A 16,374-nucleotide genomic window follows, 5' to 3' on the forward strand; every position below is an offset into this window, starting at 1 on the left:
ATCAATCGATCTGGATGAGGGTTAAGGAGGCATTTTAAATAACTTACCATTTTCGTGATTAAGTTCATTTTGCAAAATCTTTTCATAAATTTCGGGCAAGGAATTCGTAACCATATTATCTTCAATTCCATAGCCTAAACTTGTCCAGGTTCCTGATAATAATTCTAACACCTGATCAACTTTTTCTTCGCGTAATAATTGGGAAATATTAACTCCCCAAAATTTATCATCTAATAACCAACGATAAACCACCGTATCTTGATATTCTGGTTCAAAACTATAGGGAAGCCAAAACCAAAATTGAGCGGGTTTTGGATGATAGCGTTCGGCTTTTTCATCCCAGGTAGTTTTTAACATTTGATAGCGTCCGGCGGCGGTGCTACATTTGCCTTGATTTGGGCCGACCATAATCTTCATACATAGGTCAGGATGGCTCTGTAAATTAGAGACATATTTTCCGCCATATAAAACATGATAGGGGTCAGAATAACTGGACTCACTGGCGGAAATGGTTCGCATCAAAGCCCGAATATAAGGATCTCCGCCCCGCATAACTAAAGGTGGCCATTCTGTTTCCACCTGTTGATCAATTGACGGTTCAAAATCCGATTTTCCCTGGCAACTTCTGACCCCAATAAAGGTTAACGTCAATAGCAGTAAACCACTCCAGAATAGCCGTTTACGGCGATTAAGATTCTGTCTTTTTCTTTGATAATGTTCCATCAATCACTTACACTGGCAAATAGTTGTTCTAAGGGCTGTTGTTGAGCTTCTGGGTTAGCTACAATTTCAATAATTTTATTCCGTGAAGTTGGAATAAATAATGCTTCTACACACACTTGAGCCACTTTTGTTCGGGGAATACTACCTTCAAATAGAGTATCGGCCGACTGCATGACTAAATTATAATTATTGTCCTCATTTTTTAACCCACCCGGACGAACAATGGTATAATTTAAACCACTATTTTGAAGATATTCTTCCGCTTGTTTTTTCCAGAAAAGAATTAACCAAAATAAATTTAATGGGTGAAAAAATTGGGAGACACACAGGGAAGTAACTAAAACAAAATGTTCAATTCCCTGGGATTTTGCCACATCAACTAAATTTTTTGTTCCTTGACAATCGACTTGATAGGGCCCAGTAAAATCAAAACTGGGTCTGGCGCCTGTTGCACACAATACAACCGTACAATCACTCAAAGCCGAGGCTAAACTGTCAGTATTTAAAACATCTCCGACCACCAGTTCCACCTCGGTCGGTAAAATTTGTTGAGCAGTTTCAATATTCCGAACCAAAGCCTTAACCGGAATTTCCCGCTTGACTAATTCGGTGATAATTCGCCGTCCCGTTTCCCCCGTTGCCCCTGCGACAAATGCTTTCATGCTGTTAAAGGTTTTTCAGTAAGTGTTAAGTTTTGCCAAGTAACATCAAAAGTTACGTATATTTATCATAGCGGTTCACGACAATACAAGGCATTCTGGAAATAGGAAAAAACCCTCGCAGGAGAACATATTATGCCGTCCGATATCTCTGAACCTCAACCGTCAAGAGCATCATCTGAGTTTGTTGATGATTCTGTTGCTCTCCCAAACCCCGAAGAAAGTAATCAAGAGCAAGATTCTCAGGAGTTAATCTGGTTTCACAGCGATTTTGAAGACTGTATGGAAATGTTCGCGCCTTTGGATACGGTGGCGGAATATTTGGGTCAACATAGCGGCTGGTTTTGTCGGTGTGCGTTACCAATGAAAACCGAACCCATGGGGAATAATGCCTATGATTTATTAGTTGGAAGGTTTGGAGCCTTGGGTTATCGAGTGGAAGCGCGGATTGGATTAGAATTAGTCCCACCGGATGCAGAGGGGATTTATCGGATTCGGACGGTTCCCATCCCCAATTATACTGCTCCTGGTTATGAGGTGGATTTTCAATCGACGATGACTTTAGTTGATTTACCCACGGCCGAATTTTGTACTAAACATCGAATTGAATTAAAGGAATGTCCGACTCAAATCACTGGAGCGAAATGGCGCCTAGATTTGGCCGTCGGGGTACAAATTCCTAAGTTTATTCGTTCTAAATCAGAAGGGTTAATTCAAAAAAGCGGGGATACCCTACTAAAAAATATTGTTAAACAGGTTTCCCGGCGTCTTTCGGCTAAAACTCAACAGGATTTTCATACCAGCTTGGGGATTCCTTTTCCTAAATATCGCGGTTAATACCCTAGCGAGCACCGAACACTCGCACTGCTGTTTAGGATAAGCGAATACAACTATATAAGACACCCCTGGCGGGTTTCGGTGTATTGACCTTTTTATATGTAAAGTTTTACAACTATTCTTTTTCGTCAATGCGTCTAATTCCCCTGTTTTTACCGACTTAAACCATTAATTTATTGTTTAAGTCTCAATTTTTGGCCAAAAATCCCTATTTTGATAAGATTTGATTATGTTTAAAATAAATATATTTAGAATAAACGATGAATGATAAGCAAAACTTGATCACTCCCATTTAAAAAAAAATTATATTTGGCACTAAAAGGTAGTGACAATCTATAGATATGATGCTACTTTAGTATTTATAGACGGCTATGGCACGACTTCATTAACAATCAAGTCCTAACCCAAGTCACCCTGACCCCAGGGTAATGTTTTATCTATAGGACTTACGCAGAAACCGGGTTTCTGAACGAGAAATAACCGATTTCATCCGCAAAATCAGGGCCAGAAACCCGGTTTCTTTGGTCTTGTGCGTAAGTCCTGAATAATTTAACTACTACAAAATTCTTTTTGTAAGTAGCAACCTATTTTTTCAACAGACAGGTTGTTAGGAGGTTTAATGTCTGAATTTTCAACAGGTTATTCTCGCAGAAAATTTTTAATTACCGCCGGAGTTTCCGCGGCTAGTACCGTGTTTTTAAAAGGATGTTTGGGTAACCCACCTGAACCTACCGCTAAGACAGGAAGTGCTCCGGCGACAACACAAGTTCCGGCGGCTAATATTAGTCCAGAACAAGCCCCAGAAGTGACAACAATTAAACTGGGTTTTATTCCTATTGTGGAATCTGCCCCATTAATTATTGCCAAAGAAAAAGGCTTTTTTGCTAAGTATGGAATGAGCGATGTTGAAGTATCCAAACAGTCAAACTGGGCTTCAGCACGGGATAACGTTACCATTGGCTCAGGTGGGGGCGGAATTGATGGCGGACAGTGGCAAATGCCCATGCCCCATTTATTGACAGAAGGCATTATTACCGGGGGCAAAAAAGTCCCTATGTATGTCTTAGCTCAATTAAATACAAATGGCAATGGTGTCGCTATTGCTAATACCCATTTAGGGAAAGGAATAGGTTTAGATATTAAGGGAGCAGCCGAATATATTCGCAGTCTTCCAACTACCACTGGACGCAAATTTAAAGCTGCTTATACCTTCCCCAATGTTAACCAAGATTTTTGGATTCGCTATTGGTTAGCTGCGGGGGGAATTAACCCAGATGTGGATATTGATTTGATCGCAGTTCCTCCCGCAGAAACCCTTCAGGGAATGAGAAATGGAACGATGGATGCCTTTAGTACAGGCGACCCCTGGCCCTATCGAATTGTTAGTGATAACATCGGTTTCATGTCCTGTTTAACCACGGAAGTTTGGCCGTTTCATCCTGAAGAATATTTAGCCATTCGTGCGGACTGGGTTGATAAACATCCCAAGGCAACAAAGGCTATATTAAAAGGCTTAATGGAAGCCCAACAATGGTGTGATAAACCAGAAAATCGAGCCGAATTAATCACGATAGTTTCTGGACGGAATTATTTTAATGTGCCTGAAGCAGTTCTGACTGGCCCCTTCCAAGGAAACTATCAGATGGGAGATGGAAAACCTCCAATTCAAGACTTTAATAAAGGGCCGTTATATTGGAAAGATCCAATTGGTAGTGTTTCCTATCCCTATAAAAGCCATGATTTATGGTTTTTAACTGAAACTATCCGTTGGGGTTTCCATAATGGTCAAATTAAAGATATTGCCCAAGCAAAAGCCATTGTTGATAAGGTAAACCGTGAGGATATTTGGCGAGAAGCTGCCAAAGAAGCCGGGTTTACTGCTGATATTCCCGCTTCGACTTCAAGAGGTGTGGAAAAGTTCTTTGATGGAATTACTTTTGATCCGGCAAATCCAGAAGCCTATCTTCAAAGTTTAACCATCAAAAAAGTCTAGAAATCATATACAGACGCGCCATGGCACGTCTCTACATAAGGAGTTTGAAAAATGACAAGTACCGCTAAAAGAAAAACCAACGGAAATAGCTTTGTTGACAATGTGGCTGAATATTGGAAAAAGAATTCACAAGATATTATTCTTCCCTTAATGGGAACTTTGGGTTTTTTAGTAGTTTGGCAACTTTTCTCCCTCTCAGGACTTACCCGTTTACCAGGGCCATTAAGTGTCGTGACTAATGAACAAACCCGAACTTTATTAATGTATCCTTTTTATGATCGAGGAGGATTAGATAAAGGCTTATTTTGGCAAACTTTAGCCAGTTTAGGACGGGTGGCTCAAGGCTATTCAATTGCTGCTATTGTTGGCATTAGTGTGGGGGTTTTAGTCGGAACAAATCCGATTTTAGATAAAGCATTAGATCCCCTATTTCAGTTTTTAAGAATGGTGGCTCCTTTAGCCTGGGTTCCCATTGCCTTAGTCGCCTTTCAACAAAACCAACCCGCAGCGATTTTCGTGATTTTTATTACTTCCGTTTGGCCGATTTTAATTAATACTAAAGAAGGCGTTAAACAGATTCCCGATGATTATAATAACGTTGCCAAAGTCTTGCAATTATCTCGCAAAGAATATTACTTAAATATTCTATTCCCTTCCGCCTTACCTTACATTTTCACCGGATTAAGAATTGCCGTAGGTTTAGCTTGGTTAGCAATTATCGCTGCTGAAATCGTGATGTCCGGTATCGTGGGAATTGGTTTCTTTATCTGGGATGCTTACCAACAAAACTACATCAGTGACATTATTTTAGCCGTGGTTTATATCGGTGCAGTCGGTTTAATTTTAGACCGAGGTATTGGCTACGTTCAACAATTAATTGTCCCCGGCGACAAAAAATAGGATACGGTCATCGCAGTCCAGGCGCTATCAACCATTAACCAGGAGTTAACATCATGTCAAAACCCTTAATAGAAGTCGAACAAATTGATAAAGTCTTTAACTTATCTGGTGGAGGTCAATATGTTGCCCTAAAAGGTATTGACTTACAAATTCAAAAAGGTGAATTTGTCACCCTAATTGGACACTCAGGCTGTGGAAAATCGACTTTATTAAATATGGTGGCTGGGTTAGATTTACCCACAGAAGGAATTGTCACCATTGAAGGTCAAAAAATTACCAAACCAGGGCCAGATCGAATGGTAGTATTTCAAAACTATTCTTTATTACCCTGGCGAACAGTCCGAGAAAATATTGCTTTAGCAGTTGATTCCGTAATGAAAGGATTACCCCTAGCAGAACGAACAACTATCATTGAAAGCCATATTGATATGGTAGGATTACGCCCGGCCATAGACAAATATCCTGCCCAGTTATCAGGAGGAATGAAACAACGAGTTGCGATCGCCCGCGCCTTAGCCTTACGCCCCAAATTATTATTATTAGATGAACCTTTTGGAGCCTTAGACGCCTTAACACGGGGTAATCTTCAAGAACAATTAATGAAGATTTGCCAAGACAATGAAATTAGTGCCTTAATGGTGACTCACGATGTTGATGAAGCGGTGTTACTATCTGACCGAATTGTGATGTTAACTAACGGCCCGGAATCAAAAATTGGGCAAATTTTAGAAGTAGATATTCCTCGCCCCCGCCAACGAATGCAAGTCGTTGAACATCCCAGTTATTATCGCTTGCGGAGTGAAATGATTTATTTCTTAAATCAACAGAAATTGATCAAAAAAATGCGGGCGAAAAAGAACAAAGTTATTGCCCGTCATGGCCTAGAAAAAATTAACTTAGAATTGGGTTTTGTTCCCCTCACCGCCTGCGCCCCCCTCGCCGTGGCCAAGGAATTGGGATTTTTTGAAAAACACGGCCTCGATGAAATCAATCTTGTCCGAGAAACCAGTTGGCGTGGCATCAGTGATGGCATCGCCGGAGGCTATTTAGACGCGGCTCAGATGCCCTCTGGGATGCCTTTATGGATGACTTTGGGAGGGGATGACACCCAACCCGTAACGGTGATTACAGCCCTCACCATGACCCGCAACGGTAACGCCATTACCCTCGCCCGTCGCTTCTATGACCAAGGGATTTATACCCTGGCCGACTTCAAACGAATGTTGTTACAATCCCCTGGACAACAGCATCGCATGGGGGTAGTTCATCCTAGTTCCATGCACAACCTGTTACTGCGCTATTGGTTAGCGTCGGGAGGTATTGACCCCGACCATGATGTGGAACTATTGACCATTCCTCCGGCCCAAATGGTGGTAGACCTACAGGCTGGCACTATTGATGGGTTCTGTGTCGGGGAACCCTGGAACCTGCGGGCAATGATGGAGGATGTCGGGTTTACGGTGGCCACGGATTTAGAAATCTGGCCCGGACACCCAGGGAAAGTTTTAGGAGTGCGGGAAGACTGGGCGAAGGCCTATCCTAATACCCATATTGCCTTGGTCAAATCACTATTAGAGGCTTCAGCTTATTGCGCTGACCCGGAAAATGCCCCTGAAATTCAGCAGATTTTAGCTCAACGTCAATATCTGGGAACTCGCCCCGAATATATTCAGTTAGCTGATCCCAATGATATTGCTTGCAACATGGATGAACCCATGCGTCAATATGCCCATCATCAATTTTTTGGGGATGGGGTCAACCGTCCCAGTCGCACCGAACAGCTTTGGCATATTGTTCAAATGGCCCGTTGGGGACATACGCCTTTCCCCCGTAACTGGGTGGAAATTTTAGAACGGTTATGTGCGGTGGGTGCTTTTAGTACCGCAGCCCGGGAATTAGGACTTTCTGAAATTAGTTATAGTCGGGGTGCTATTCAATTATTTGATGGTACAAAATTTGATACAGAAGATCCTATTGGTTATCTGAATAGTTTGAAGATTAAACGGGATTTTACTGTTACTGAAGTTGTATTAGATTCTCCTGGGATTAAAGTAGCTTAATTCAACAAAACAGAGACGCGCCATGGCTCGTCTCTACCAATGAAATTTAAAATTTAGGAAATATCAACCATGACTACTGCCAAAATTTCTGCGTCTACCTTTGGTAAAAAGTTTACTAAAACATCCCCAGGGACAACTGAACCTTATTTAGTCTTTGATCAGGTTTCTAAGGTTTATCCCACTGCTAAAGAGCCGTATATAGTTTTAAAAGATGTAAATTTAACAATTAATCAGGGTGAATTCATTTGTGTGATCGGACATTCCGGCTGTGGAAAGTCTACTTTATTAAATATGGTTTCGGGGTTTAATATTCCTTCTCAGGGAAAAGTAACATTGCGTTCAAAACCGATTTTAAAACCTGGCCCCGACCGAATGGTGGTATTTCAAAACTATGCTTTACTTCCTTGGCGCACGGTGTTTGAAAATGTCTATTTAGCCGTTAATGCGGTTCATCCCAATAAGTCAAAGGTCGAAAAAAATGCTATTGTTCGAGATCATTTAGCCCTGGTGGGATTATTAGAAGCGGCTGAGAAAAAACCCCCTCAGATTTCGGGAGGAATGAAACAACGGGCTGCTATTGCCCGGGCTTTAGCTATTCGTCCAGAAGTATTAATTTTAGATGAACCCTTTGGGGCTTTGGATGCAATTACAAAGGAAGAATTGCAGGAAGAATTATTGAAAATCTGGAATGATCATCGCTGTACGGTGTTAATGATTACCCATGATATTGATGAAGCATTATTCCTGGCTGATCGATTAGTTATGATGACAAATGGCCCTTCAGCAACCATTGGAGAAATCCTAGAAATTCCCTTTGAACGTCCCCGCGATCGCACTCAAATTATGGAAGATCCCGAATATTATAACCTCAGAAATTATGCCCTCGATTTCCTCTATCGTCGTTTTGCCCATGACGACGAATAATCAGTTATCAGTTATCAGTGTAAGATTTATCAGTAAAAATTTATCATTCAAGAGTTCATTGTTAATTTAATATCCCTCTTTTGATTCCTCTGTTTATTATACTCAGAGATTGACAAAAGAGGGATATTTTTAGGCTAAAAACTAATTAGGGCTTGCTGAATAAGTAACAAAAAAGGAAAAGAATGATTAACTAACTCATCAAGTCAGAATGGGAGATAAGTTTTTTTTGAGACAAAGAGTTAAAAGATAATCGGACGAATATGGGGTTGGCTTAAACTTACTATTCTGTCAGGAATACTGTGTTTGTTATTATCATACATCCATTGCTGTTGACGGTAAACTTCTGATATTACTAATAAACTCTTGTATTGTTTGTTGTTCAAGCAATCTAGCTTTTCTCCATTCGCTATTATTTGGTCTATATGCCCTAAGTTTCGTTTAATATATTGCAGTTGTTTTTTAATTGCTTTTCGTCTTTTTTGTCGGCACGGTTGGCGTTGCTTGGCTACTTCTAGGTAATCTTTTCTCGCTATTTTTCGATAAGTTCTTGGTTTCTTCTTTGATTTATCCTGACGGCTCTTATATAAAATATCAATGATTTTTTCTGTTTGTTCTCTGGCTTGATTTAAAATTTTTAAGTCCGTCGGATATGTGATGTCAGCCGGCGCACAAGTCGCATCAGCTATTAATTTTCCTCGGTTTTTCCTCTCACTTACTTCTTCAGATTCTAACGAGTTTTCTGCTGATGTCTCTGTAGCAGTCTCTCGCATTTTTTTGACCATTACTTGATTGACTTTGTTCACTAAGTTCACACTAATTCTTGTCCGAAAGTGAACTAGCATTGACGCATCAAATGGCGCAGAATTATTATATTCTGACAACCCGATAAAATACTGCAAGTAAGGGTTTTCTTTGATTTGTTCTACGGTTTCTCTATCACTTATTCCTAATTTCTCTTTGATGATTAATGCTCCTAATGCCGTCCTAAATGTTTTGGCTGGTGCGCCCATCTCTGATGAGAATAATTCTGCATATTCGGTTTCAAATTCTTTCCATGGTATTATTTTGGCCATGATTACCCACCGATTATCTTCTGTGAGTTTTCCCTCAAACGGCAGTTTAAACTCTTCTGATGATGTGTTCGGTTGCTCCTCTTTTCGGTACATTTCCCCGACTCCTGCAAGGTTTTTGGGCTATTATACACTAATTCCTTGCACCATTATCCCTTTCTGCCCTCTCCTCCTCCAGACTTTCTCGGCTTTTCATTTTTTTTCAGCAAGCCCTAATTACTGTTAACTGTTAACTGATTACTGATGACTGAATTCGGTTTTTTTTGCAAATTTCCATTATGTAAAGTAATTGTTTCTAAGGTAGGAACATGGTTACTATTTTCTAATAAAAATCTTAAAAACGTTTCTGCAATAATAGAGATTTGCTTCCCTTCTAAATGAGTGACATACCAACGTAAATGAATCGGGAAATGCTGCACATCTAAAATAGCAAGTTCTCCCATGAGTTGTTCTGCAATTAAAGTATGTTTAGATAAAACTGAAATTCCTAATCCACCAGCAATTCCTTGTTTAATTGCCTCATTACTGCCTAATTCCAACCGAACTTTTACATCAATTTTATAGCGATCAAAAAGATTTTGAATCGCCTGTCGGGTTCCTGAACCTTGTTCTCGCATAATAAAAGGTTCTCCCATTAAAGATTTAATTGGAATATTTTTTTCTCCCACCAAAGGATGATCCTGTCTAGCCACCACTACTAAAGGATTATCTAAAAAAGGTTGACTAGATAAAGCAATATCTTCAGGAGGTTGACTCAGAATATACAAATCATCCTCATTATCTTGCATTCGTTGAATTAAAGTGGCATGATTGGTGACTTGCAAGGCAATATCAATCCCCGGATATTGTTGACAAAAATAACCCAATAATCGAGGGACAAAATATTTAGCTGTTGAAACTACTCCTAACCGTAACCGTCCTTGTTTTGTTCCTTTTAATGCTGCTATCTGCATTTCTAAATTATCCAACTGTTCAAAAATATTCTGACAGGTAGATAATAAAGATTCCCCGGCTTCGGTAAGATAGAGTTGTTTGCCAATTTGTTCAAATAACGGTAAACCCACGGTCTGAGTCAGTTGTTTAACTTGGGTGGAGACCGTTGGCTGGGTAATCATCATTTCTTCGGCGGCTTTAGTAAAGCTACGATGACGGGCCACCGCCTCAAATACCTTTAATTGGTGTAATGTTGCCTGCATCAAAATTCTATATCCTCCTTTTACCCAATATTTGATAATTTTCGGGATTTTTATCATAGATTGACATCTATAATTTTATATTATTACATATAATTTTACCAATATCATCAACTCAGATCAAATAATTCTGTAAAACCCCATAAATCAAGGGATTGAGATTATATGAGATTGAATTATAGCAATGATTTGATTGATCAATACTAGAACCAAGAACACCGAAATCAGCAAATCAAAAGGGGTAGACCTGACAACCCTCAATTCATCTCTAGAGCTTTCTAGCGAGGTTTCTGACGGCGTTGCAATTCAGAGATCAAAATTTTTCTGTTAGGTTTTGGGATCACAGGGGGAGTAGTGGTAGTCTTGTTCATTAATGAAAATCAATAATAAATCAATAAACAATAGCCAAAAAACAATAATACTTCCCATCAATAGTAGTAGATGCTCAAAAACCTATGGTTAGTGATCTTTCCTAATCGATCTTCAGTCCTCCTAACCCGTTATCCTAGTATTGCTGTTCGCGGGTTTTCGTTTTTTCTGGATTTTGGGTATTGAAAATTGGGAAAATTGGGTTATAATCGTTAGTGACTGAAAATAAAACCCAGTCGCGGACGTAATTCAGTGGTAGAATGTCAGCTTCCCATGCTGAACGTCGTGGGTTCGAGTCCCATCGTCCGCTTCACTCTAATCATCTTACTTTCGACTGGGTAAATTCATGAATTAGCCCTAATGTTGTTCCGTTTAAATAGCGTTTAAATGCTGAACCTCTAAAACTCCCCGGATCATATTCATCCCACAACTAAAGGTATATTCTCCAGATTCTTCAGGAAGAAACTCAATGGTTGTAGTTTGATTCATCGGTAAATCTTGAGCAATATTAAAGTCAGGAAACAACACTTTATCTAAGCAATGACTAGGATCTTTACGAATGAAGTTCAGACGGACTTTTTTACCCAATTGAACAGTAATGTGGTTAGGTTGATAGCCTCCATCCACTAAAATATCTAATTCTTGAGCATCTTGATTGATTGTTGCTTTTTTGGCTTTAGATTTACTCAATAAAAACCACCAAAGTTCTAAGCCAATTAAGGCTAATCCCCCCGCAGTAACCACCATTTTAGTTAATAAGGGCTGTTCAATTGTCCGCAATTGATTATTGGCGGGTTCTGTATGGGCTTCCATTGACTGAACTGGGGCACAATTCCCAATTAAAATAGATAGAAAAATTCCGCTCAATTGTAATCCGATTTTTAGTTTTTTGTTCATGATTTGATCTCCTGATTATAATAATACTCAAACCCAGAGGGTGAGATTTTTTCTTCCCTATTCCCTCCCCCCCTAGCCTGCCGTACACGGGGAGTTTGGGGGGGCTATTCCCTATTCCCTCCCCCCCTAGCCCCCCGTACACGGGGGGTTTGGGGGGCTATTCCCTATTTAGAAATTAATCCAGCTTAAACTGACGTAATCTTAACGCATTAGTAACAACAGAAATTGAACTTAATGCCATGGCTCCTCCGGCAATAATTGGATTCAGTAACCAACCCGTTAAAGGGTATAAAATTCCAGATGCAATAGGGATTCCAGCCGAGTTATAGATAAAGGCAAAAAACAGGTTTTGGCGAATATTATTCATCGTAGCTTTGCTAAGTTTAATAGCAGTAACTATCCCGATTAAATCCCCTGAAATTAAGGTAATATCACTAGCAGCGATCGCCACATCTGTCCCAGTTCCAATCGCAATTCCCACATCCGCTTGAGCTAAAGCCGGAGCATCATTAATTCCATCCCCCACCATCGCTACAATTTGATCCTGTTTTTTTTGCCCTTTCCGTTCATTTTGTAAGGATTTAATCATATTCGCTTTTTGGTCGGGACGGACTTCTGCAAATACCCGTTTAATTCCCACTTCCGAGGCGATCGCTTCGGCGGTTTTTTGATTATCTCCTGTTAACATAACTACCTCTAAACCCATTTTTTGTAACGCTTGAATTGCCGTTTTAGAAGTTGCTTTTAGAGCATCAGAAATCGCAAATAACCCTTCTATTTCTCCATCTAATGCTATCCAAGCAGTTGTTTTTCCTTCTGACTCCCAACTCGATTGATACTGTTGTAAAGGTTCGGTTTTAATTCCTAATTCTTCCATCCAGCGAGAGGTGCCAATTTGTACCAATTGATCTGAAATATAACCTTGAACTCCCATTCCAGCTAAGGCTTGAAAATCATTAATTTCAGGTAAGGGAAAATTAACTCCTTGAGTTTTAGCATATTCAACAATCGCTTCTGCTAAGGGATGTTCCGATTGCTGTTCAATTGCTGCGGCTAATTTTAATAACTTCAATTCATGATCGTTATTCGTTCCTCCGACGGTTATATAGTGGGTTACGGTTGGTTTTCCGGCGGTTAAAGTTCCAGTTTTATCTAATACAATCGTTTGGATTTTGTGGGCTAATTCCAGACTATCTGCTCCTTTAATTAAAATCCCATTTTCTGCCCCTAAACCCGTTCCAACCATCACAGAAGTCGGTGTAGCTAATCCTAATGCACAGGGACAAGCAATAATTAAAACTCCTACGGTAGTGGTAATGGCTAAAGTGATATTTCCGGTTAAATTAAACCAAATTATAAAAGTAGCGATCGCGATCGCAATTACAACCGGAACAAACCAACCTGTCACCTGATCTGCTAATTTTTGAATTGGTGCTTTTGACCCCTGCGCCTGTTGAACTAACTGCACAATTTGGGCTAATACCGTATCTTTTCCCACCCGTGAAGCTCGAAATTTAAAACTTCCAGTTTTATTAATTGTAGCTCCAATTACCTCATCCCCAGGATGTTTTTCAACGGGAATACTTTCCCCCGTCACCATCCCTTCATCAACGGTAGAATTACCTTCAATTACTTCTCCATCAACGGGGATTTTTTCCCCAGGACGTACTCGAATAATATCCCCAAAATTAACAGTTTCAATCGGAATATCAATTTCTTCTCCAGACCGAATTACCCGGGCTGTTTTAGCTTGTAATCCCATTAATTTTTTAATCGCATCGGAGGTTTTTCCTCTGGCTTTATTTTCTAATAATTGACCTAGTAAAATCAAGGTAATAATCATAACCGCAGATTCATAATAAACATCCGCCGATAACCCTTGATTTAGGAAAAATTGCGGGAAAAAGGTAACAAAAACAGAATATAAATAAGCCGATCCTGTTCCCACAGCAATTAAGGTATTCATATCCGCCTGATGACGTTTTAATCCTTTCCAAGCTCCCATAAAAAAGGATTGACCCGACCAAAATAGAATCGGTGTTGTTAGGATTAATTGTAACCAAGGGTTGTGCATCCATGGGGGAATAAAAGGTAAATTCAAACCCGTCATCATCGGTAATCCTCCAATGACTAAAAACCCACTGACAATGGCACTTATTAAAACCTTTTGGGTTAATTTTTGTTCAATTTTTCGGTTTTCTTTTTCACTATCTTGGAGATCAGATGTTGTATCTTCTATGGGTTTAGCCGTATATCCCGCATCCGTAACCGCCTGTTGAATTTTCTCAATATTAGTTTGATCTGGATCAAATTCAACTGTTGCTTGTTCCGCCCCAAAATTAACATGACAAATCCCAACCCCATCCACATTTTGAATCGCTGTTTCTATAGTATTGGCGCAGGAGGCGCACCCCATTCCTTTTAATCGTAAATAGCTTGTTTTCATGGTTTAAACTCCATTTTGAGTTCAGTTTGGTGGTGCGTGTCCTCGGTTTGGACACCCCACAATGTTGTTGATTTTTATTCTAAAGTCTCCTCTCAACTGGAGTGTCAAGGGGGAATGGAAAATTAAATTTCTAATCGCCTACAACCCGCTAGAATGCAGGGGTAAGAGGACTGTAGCGGTTGTTCCTTGGTTAATTTGGCTGTCTAAATCAATTTGACCGTGATGGTTTTCCACAATAGCTTGGGCGATCGCCAAACCCAAACCAGACCCCCCACTATTGCGATGAGTTCGAGAGGGATCAACCCGATAAAAACGGTCAAAAATATTAGGTAATGCTTCAGTTGGAATCCCAATTCCTGTGTCTTTTATTATAACTTGTAATCCTTCAAATTTCAAGAGGGAATTTGATTTTTCCCAAGATTCTGTCATTTTTCCTAATGCAGCTTGTCGCTTGGGTTTGGTTATAGATTTTAATTCAATTTTAATCTCACCCCCAGAAGGAGTATACTGTACCGAATTACTAACTAAATTAGTAAATAATCGCACCAATTGATCCCAATCCCCCTCTAAATTAAAAGGTTCATTTTCCTGGGAATAATTGCTATCTGAATTGAGAATAATATCCTCAATATCCTCAATAAAATTTAAGGAAAGTTGGATTCCTTGTTGAGTTGCGATCGCTGTTTGTTCTTCCACTACTTCCATTAATAACCCATCCAAAGGAAGGGAAATAAATTGAGGTTTAATAATCCCGCTATCCTGTCTAGCTAAAAACAATAAATCATCCACTAACCTACCTAAACGGCGGGTAATTCGTTCAATAACTTGCAAGTGTTGTTGTTCTGAACTAGATAAATTAGGTTCTGCTAAAGCCACTTGTACATTAGTTTGAATCATCGCAATCGGACTTCTTAATTCATGGGAAGCATCGGCGGTAAATTGTTTTAAACGTTGGTAAGAATCCCGCACAGGTTCCATGGCTAAACCCGATAAAAACCAGCCAATAGTAGCTACACCAATTAACATTAAAATAGTTCCTAAAGTCAAATCAAAAATTAACTGCTGAATGGGTTTTGTCACTTCAAACCAAGGATGACTAACTCGCAAATAGCCTAATACTTGTCGTCCGATTTCCACCCGATCTGTAACTTGTCTTAAAATCGTTTCTGAAACATTATTATCTTCAGAAATATGTACCGTTTCCCCACTGTGCTTAGGATCAACTGGAATATCTAATACTTGAGAAAAGGTAGACCATAATAATTCACCCGTAGGACTAAACCATTCAATATCAATATGATCATCTTCAACGTTATTCAAATTATTTCTAAAACTGGCTTCAACATTGACTTGAAATTGCCCCGCTAAAACCGCCGGAGACATGGCTGGAGGCGTCGTTACGGGTTCAATTACCAAAGAACGTTCTACCACCTCCACAACGTGATTTAAGGTATCATCAATCCGTTCAATTAAGGTATTTCGCACATAGAAATAAAACCCACTCGCAAATAGTAATAATAAAATAGCGGTAACTGCGGTATACCAAATTGCTAACCGTCGTCGAGTTGCTTGAAACATAAGTTAAAAAAATTTGCTAATCTATAAATAGGTTACAATTATATTTTAGGATAGGGAAAATACAATGATTTTACAAGTTGAACAAAAAAACGTCTATTCTCTGGAAGAATACCTCAATTTTGAAGTTAATTCTCCAGAACGCCACGAATATATTGAAGGTGAAATTAGACCTATGACCGGTGGAACTCCCAATCATAATCAAATTACTGGTAATCTCTACGCGACGCTGAATTTTGCCCTCAAGCGTCAACCCTATCGCGTATTTGTTACCGATCAACGTCTTTGGATTCCTGAAAAACGCCTCTATACCTATCCTGATATTATGGTAATTCAGGGTGATATTCAACTCCAAGAAGGGAGAAAAGATACAATTACAAATCCATTAATTCTTGTAGAAGTATTATCCGCATCAACTAGAAACTACGACAAAGACGAAAAATTTGCCGCCTATCGTACCCTTCCCACTTTTCAAGAATATATTTTGATTGATCAATATAATATTCAGATTGAACACTATTATAAAACCGATCAGAAACACTGGATATTTATGGAGTATAATAATAGCAATGAAACCTTAGTGCTTAACTCGATATCTTTTGAAATTGCCGTTGCTGATATTTATGATAAAGTAGAGTTTTAATCATAAATCTGATCTAAACTTGCTTACGATGTAGGAAGAAAACATGATTTCAGTTATTAATTACCGAGTTTCAATTATACTATAT

Annotated in this window: 12 protein-coding genes, 1 tRNA gene and 1 pseudogene; 7 read left to right on the forward strand and 7 right to left on the reverse strand. The window is 39.4% G+C overall.

Going from position 1 to position 16,374, the window contains the following annotated elements; translation table 11 throughout:
• Positions 1-21: 21 nt before the first annotated feature.
• On the reverse strand, positions 22-723 hold the full coding sequence (locus AC559H_RS15470; RefSeq protein WP_051319546.1) for a glycoside hydrolase family 24 protein: 702 nt from the start codon (positions 721-723) through the stop codon (positions 22-24).
• Complete coding sequence (locus AC559H_RS15475; RefSeq protein ID WP_026785392.1) at positions 723-1,385, reverse strand: NAD(P)H-binding protein; 663 nt, start codon at positions 1,383-1,385, stop codon at positions 723-725. The genes AC559H_RS15470 and AC559H_RS15475 overlap by 1 nt, the downstream gene beginning before the upstream one ends.
• A gap of 132 nt (positions 1,386-1,517) precedes the next feature.
• On the opposite strand from AC559H_RS15475, the gene AC559H_RS15480 reads away from it, so the two are divergent.
• From AC559H_RS15480 to AC559H_RS15500, 5 genes are all read left to right on the forward strand, one after another.
• Positions 1,518-2,219, forward strand: a complete 702-nt coding sequence (locus AC559H_RS15480; protein ID WP_026785391.1) for a DUF1997 domain-containing protein — start codon at positions 1,518-1,520, stop codon at positions 2,217-2,219.
• A 619-nt stretch (positions 2,220-2,838) separates the two neighbouring features.
• Positions 2,839-4,212: a CmpA/NrtA family ABC transporter substrate-binding protein gene (locus tag AC559H_RS15485; RefSeq protein ID WP_026785390.1), complete on the forward strand. Its 1,374-nt coding sequence runs from the start codon at positions 2,839-2,841 to the stop codon at positions 4,210-4,212.
• A gap of 51 nt (positions 4,213-4,263) precedes the next feature.
• Positions 4,264-5,112 carry a nitrate ABC transporter permease gene (ntrB, locus tag AC559H_RS15490; RefSeq protein WP_026798540.1) on the forward strand — a complete coding sequence of 283 codons (849 nt, stop codon included), beginning with the start codon at positions 4,264-4,266 and terminating at the stop codon, positions 5,110-5,112.
• Between the two features lie 53 nt (positions 5,113-5,165).
• Positions 5,166-7,172, forward strand: coding sequence for an ABC transporter ATP-binding/substrate-binding protein (locus tag AC559H_RS15495; RefSeq protein WP_036831947.1), 2,007 nt, complete (start codon positions 5,166-5,168; stop codon positions 7,170-7,172).
• A 69-nt stretch (positions 7,173-7,241) separates the two neighbouring features.
• The gene (locus AC559H_RS15500) at positions 7,242-8,096 is read left to right on the forward strand and encodes a nitrate ABC transporter ATP-binding protein (protein WP_026785387.1); all 855 of its coding nucleotides are present in this window, start codon (positions 7,242-7,244) and stop codon (positions 8,094-8,096) included.
• 245 nt (positions 8,097-8,341) lie between these two features.
• Here the strand turns inward: AC559H_RS15500 and AC559H_RS15505 are convergent.
• Both AC559H_RS15505 and AC559H_RS15510 read right to left on the reverse strand, forming a co-directional pair.
• Positions 8,342-9,262: pseudogene (locus tag AC559H_RS15505) on the reverse strand (IS5 family transposase); the annotation flags it as partial.
• A gap of 116 nt (positions 9,263-9,378) precedes the next feature.
• Complete coding sequence (locus AC559H_RS15510) at positions 9,379-10,365, reverse strand: LysR family transcriptional regulator (protein ID WP_026795946.1); 987 nt, start codon at positions 10,363-10,365, stop codon at positions 9,379-9,381.
• A 601-nt stretch (positions 10,366-10,966) separates the two neighbouring features.
• Here AC559H_RS15510 and AC559H_RS15515 point away from each other — a divergent pair.
• Positions 10,967-11,038, forward strand: a tRNA-Gly gene (locus AC559H_RS15515).
• Positions 11,039-11,100: 62 nt separating this feature from the next.
• On the opposite strand, the gene AC559H_RS15520 is transcribed toward AC559H_RS15515, so the two are convergent.
• From AC559H_RS15520 to AC559H_RS15530, 3 genes are all read right to left on the reverse strand, one after another.
• Positions 11,101-11,625, reverse strand: a complete 525-nt coding sequence (locus tag AC559H_RS15520) for a cupredoxin domain-containing protein (RefSeq protein ID WP_026798541.1) — start codon at positions 11,623-11,625, stop codon at positions 11,101-11,103.
• A 175-nt stretch (positions 11,626-11,800) separates the two neighbouring features.
• Complete coding sequence (locus AC559H_RS15525; RefSeq protein WP_026795948.1) at positions 11,801-14,071, reverse strand: heavy metal translocating P-type ATPase; 2,271 nt, start codon at positions 14,069-14,071, stop codon at positions 11,801-11,803.
• 138 nt (positions 14,072-14,209) lie between these two features.
• Positions 14,210-15,649, reverse strand: coding sequence for a sensor histidine kinase (locus AC559H_RS15530; RefSeq protein ID WP_026785381.1), 1,440 nt, complete (start codon positions 15,647-15,649; stop codon positions 14,210-14,212).
• Positions 15,650-15,713: 64 nt separating this feature from the next.
• On the opposite strand from AC559H_RS15530, the gene AC559H_RS15535 reads away from it, so the two are divergent.
• Complete coding sequence (locus tag AC559H_RS15535) at positions 15,714-16,289, forward strand: Uma2 family endonuclease (RefSeq protein WP_026785380.1); 576 nt, start codon at positions 15,714-15,716, stop codon at positions 16,287-16,289.
• Positions 16,290-16,374: the final 85 nt, after the last annotated feature.

This window comes from Planktothrix prolifica NIVA-CYA 540 (assembly GCF_963864145.1).
Classification (GTDB): domain Bacteria; phylum Cyanobacteriota; class Cyanobacteriia; order Cyanobacteriales; family Microcoleaceae; genus Planktothrix; species Planktothrix agardhii.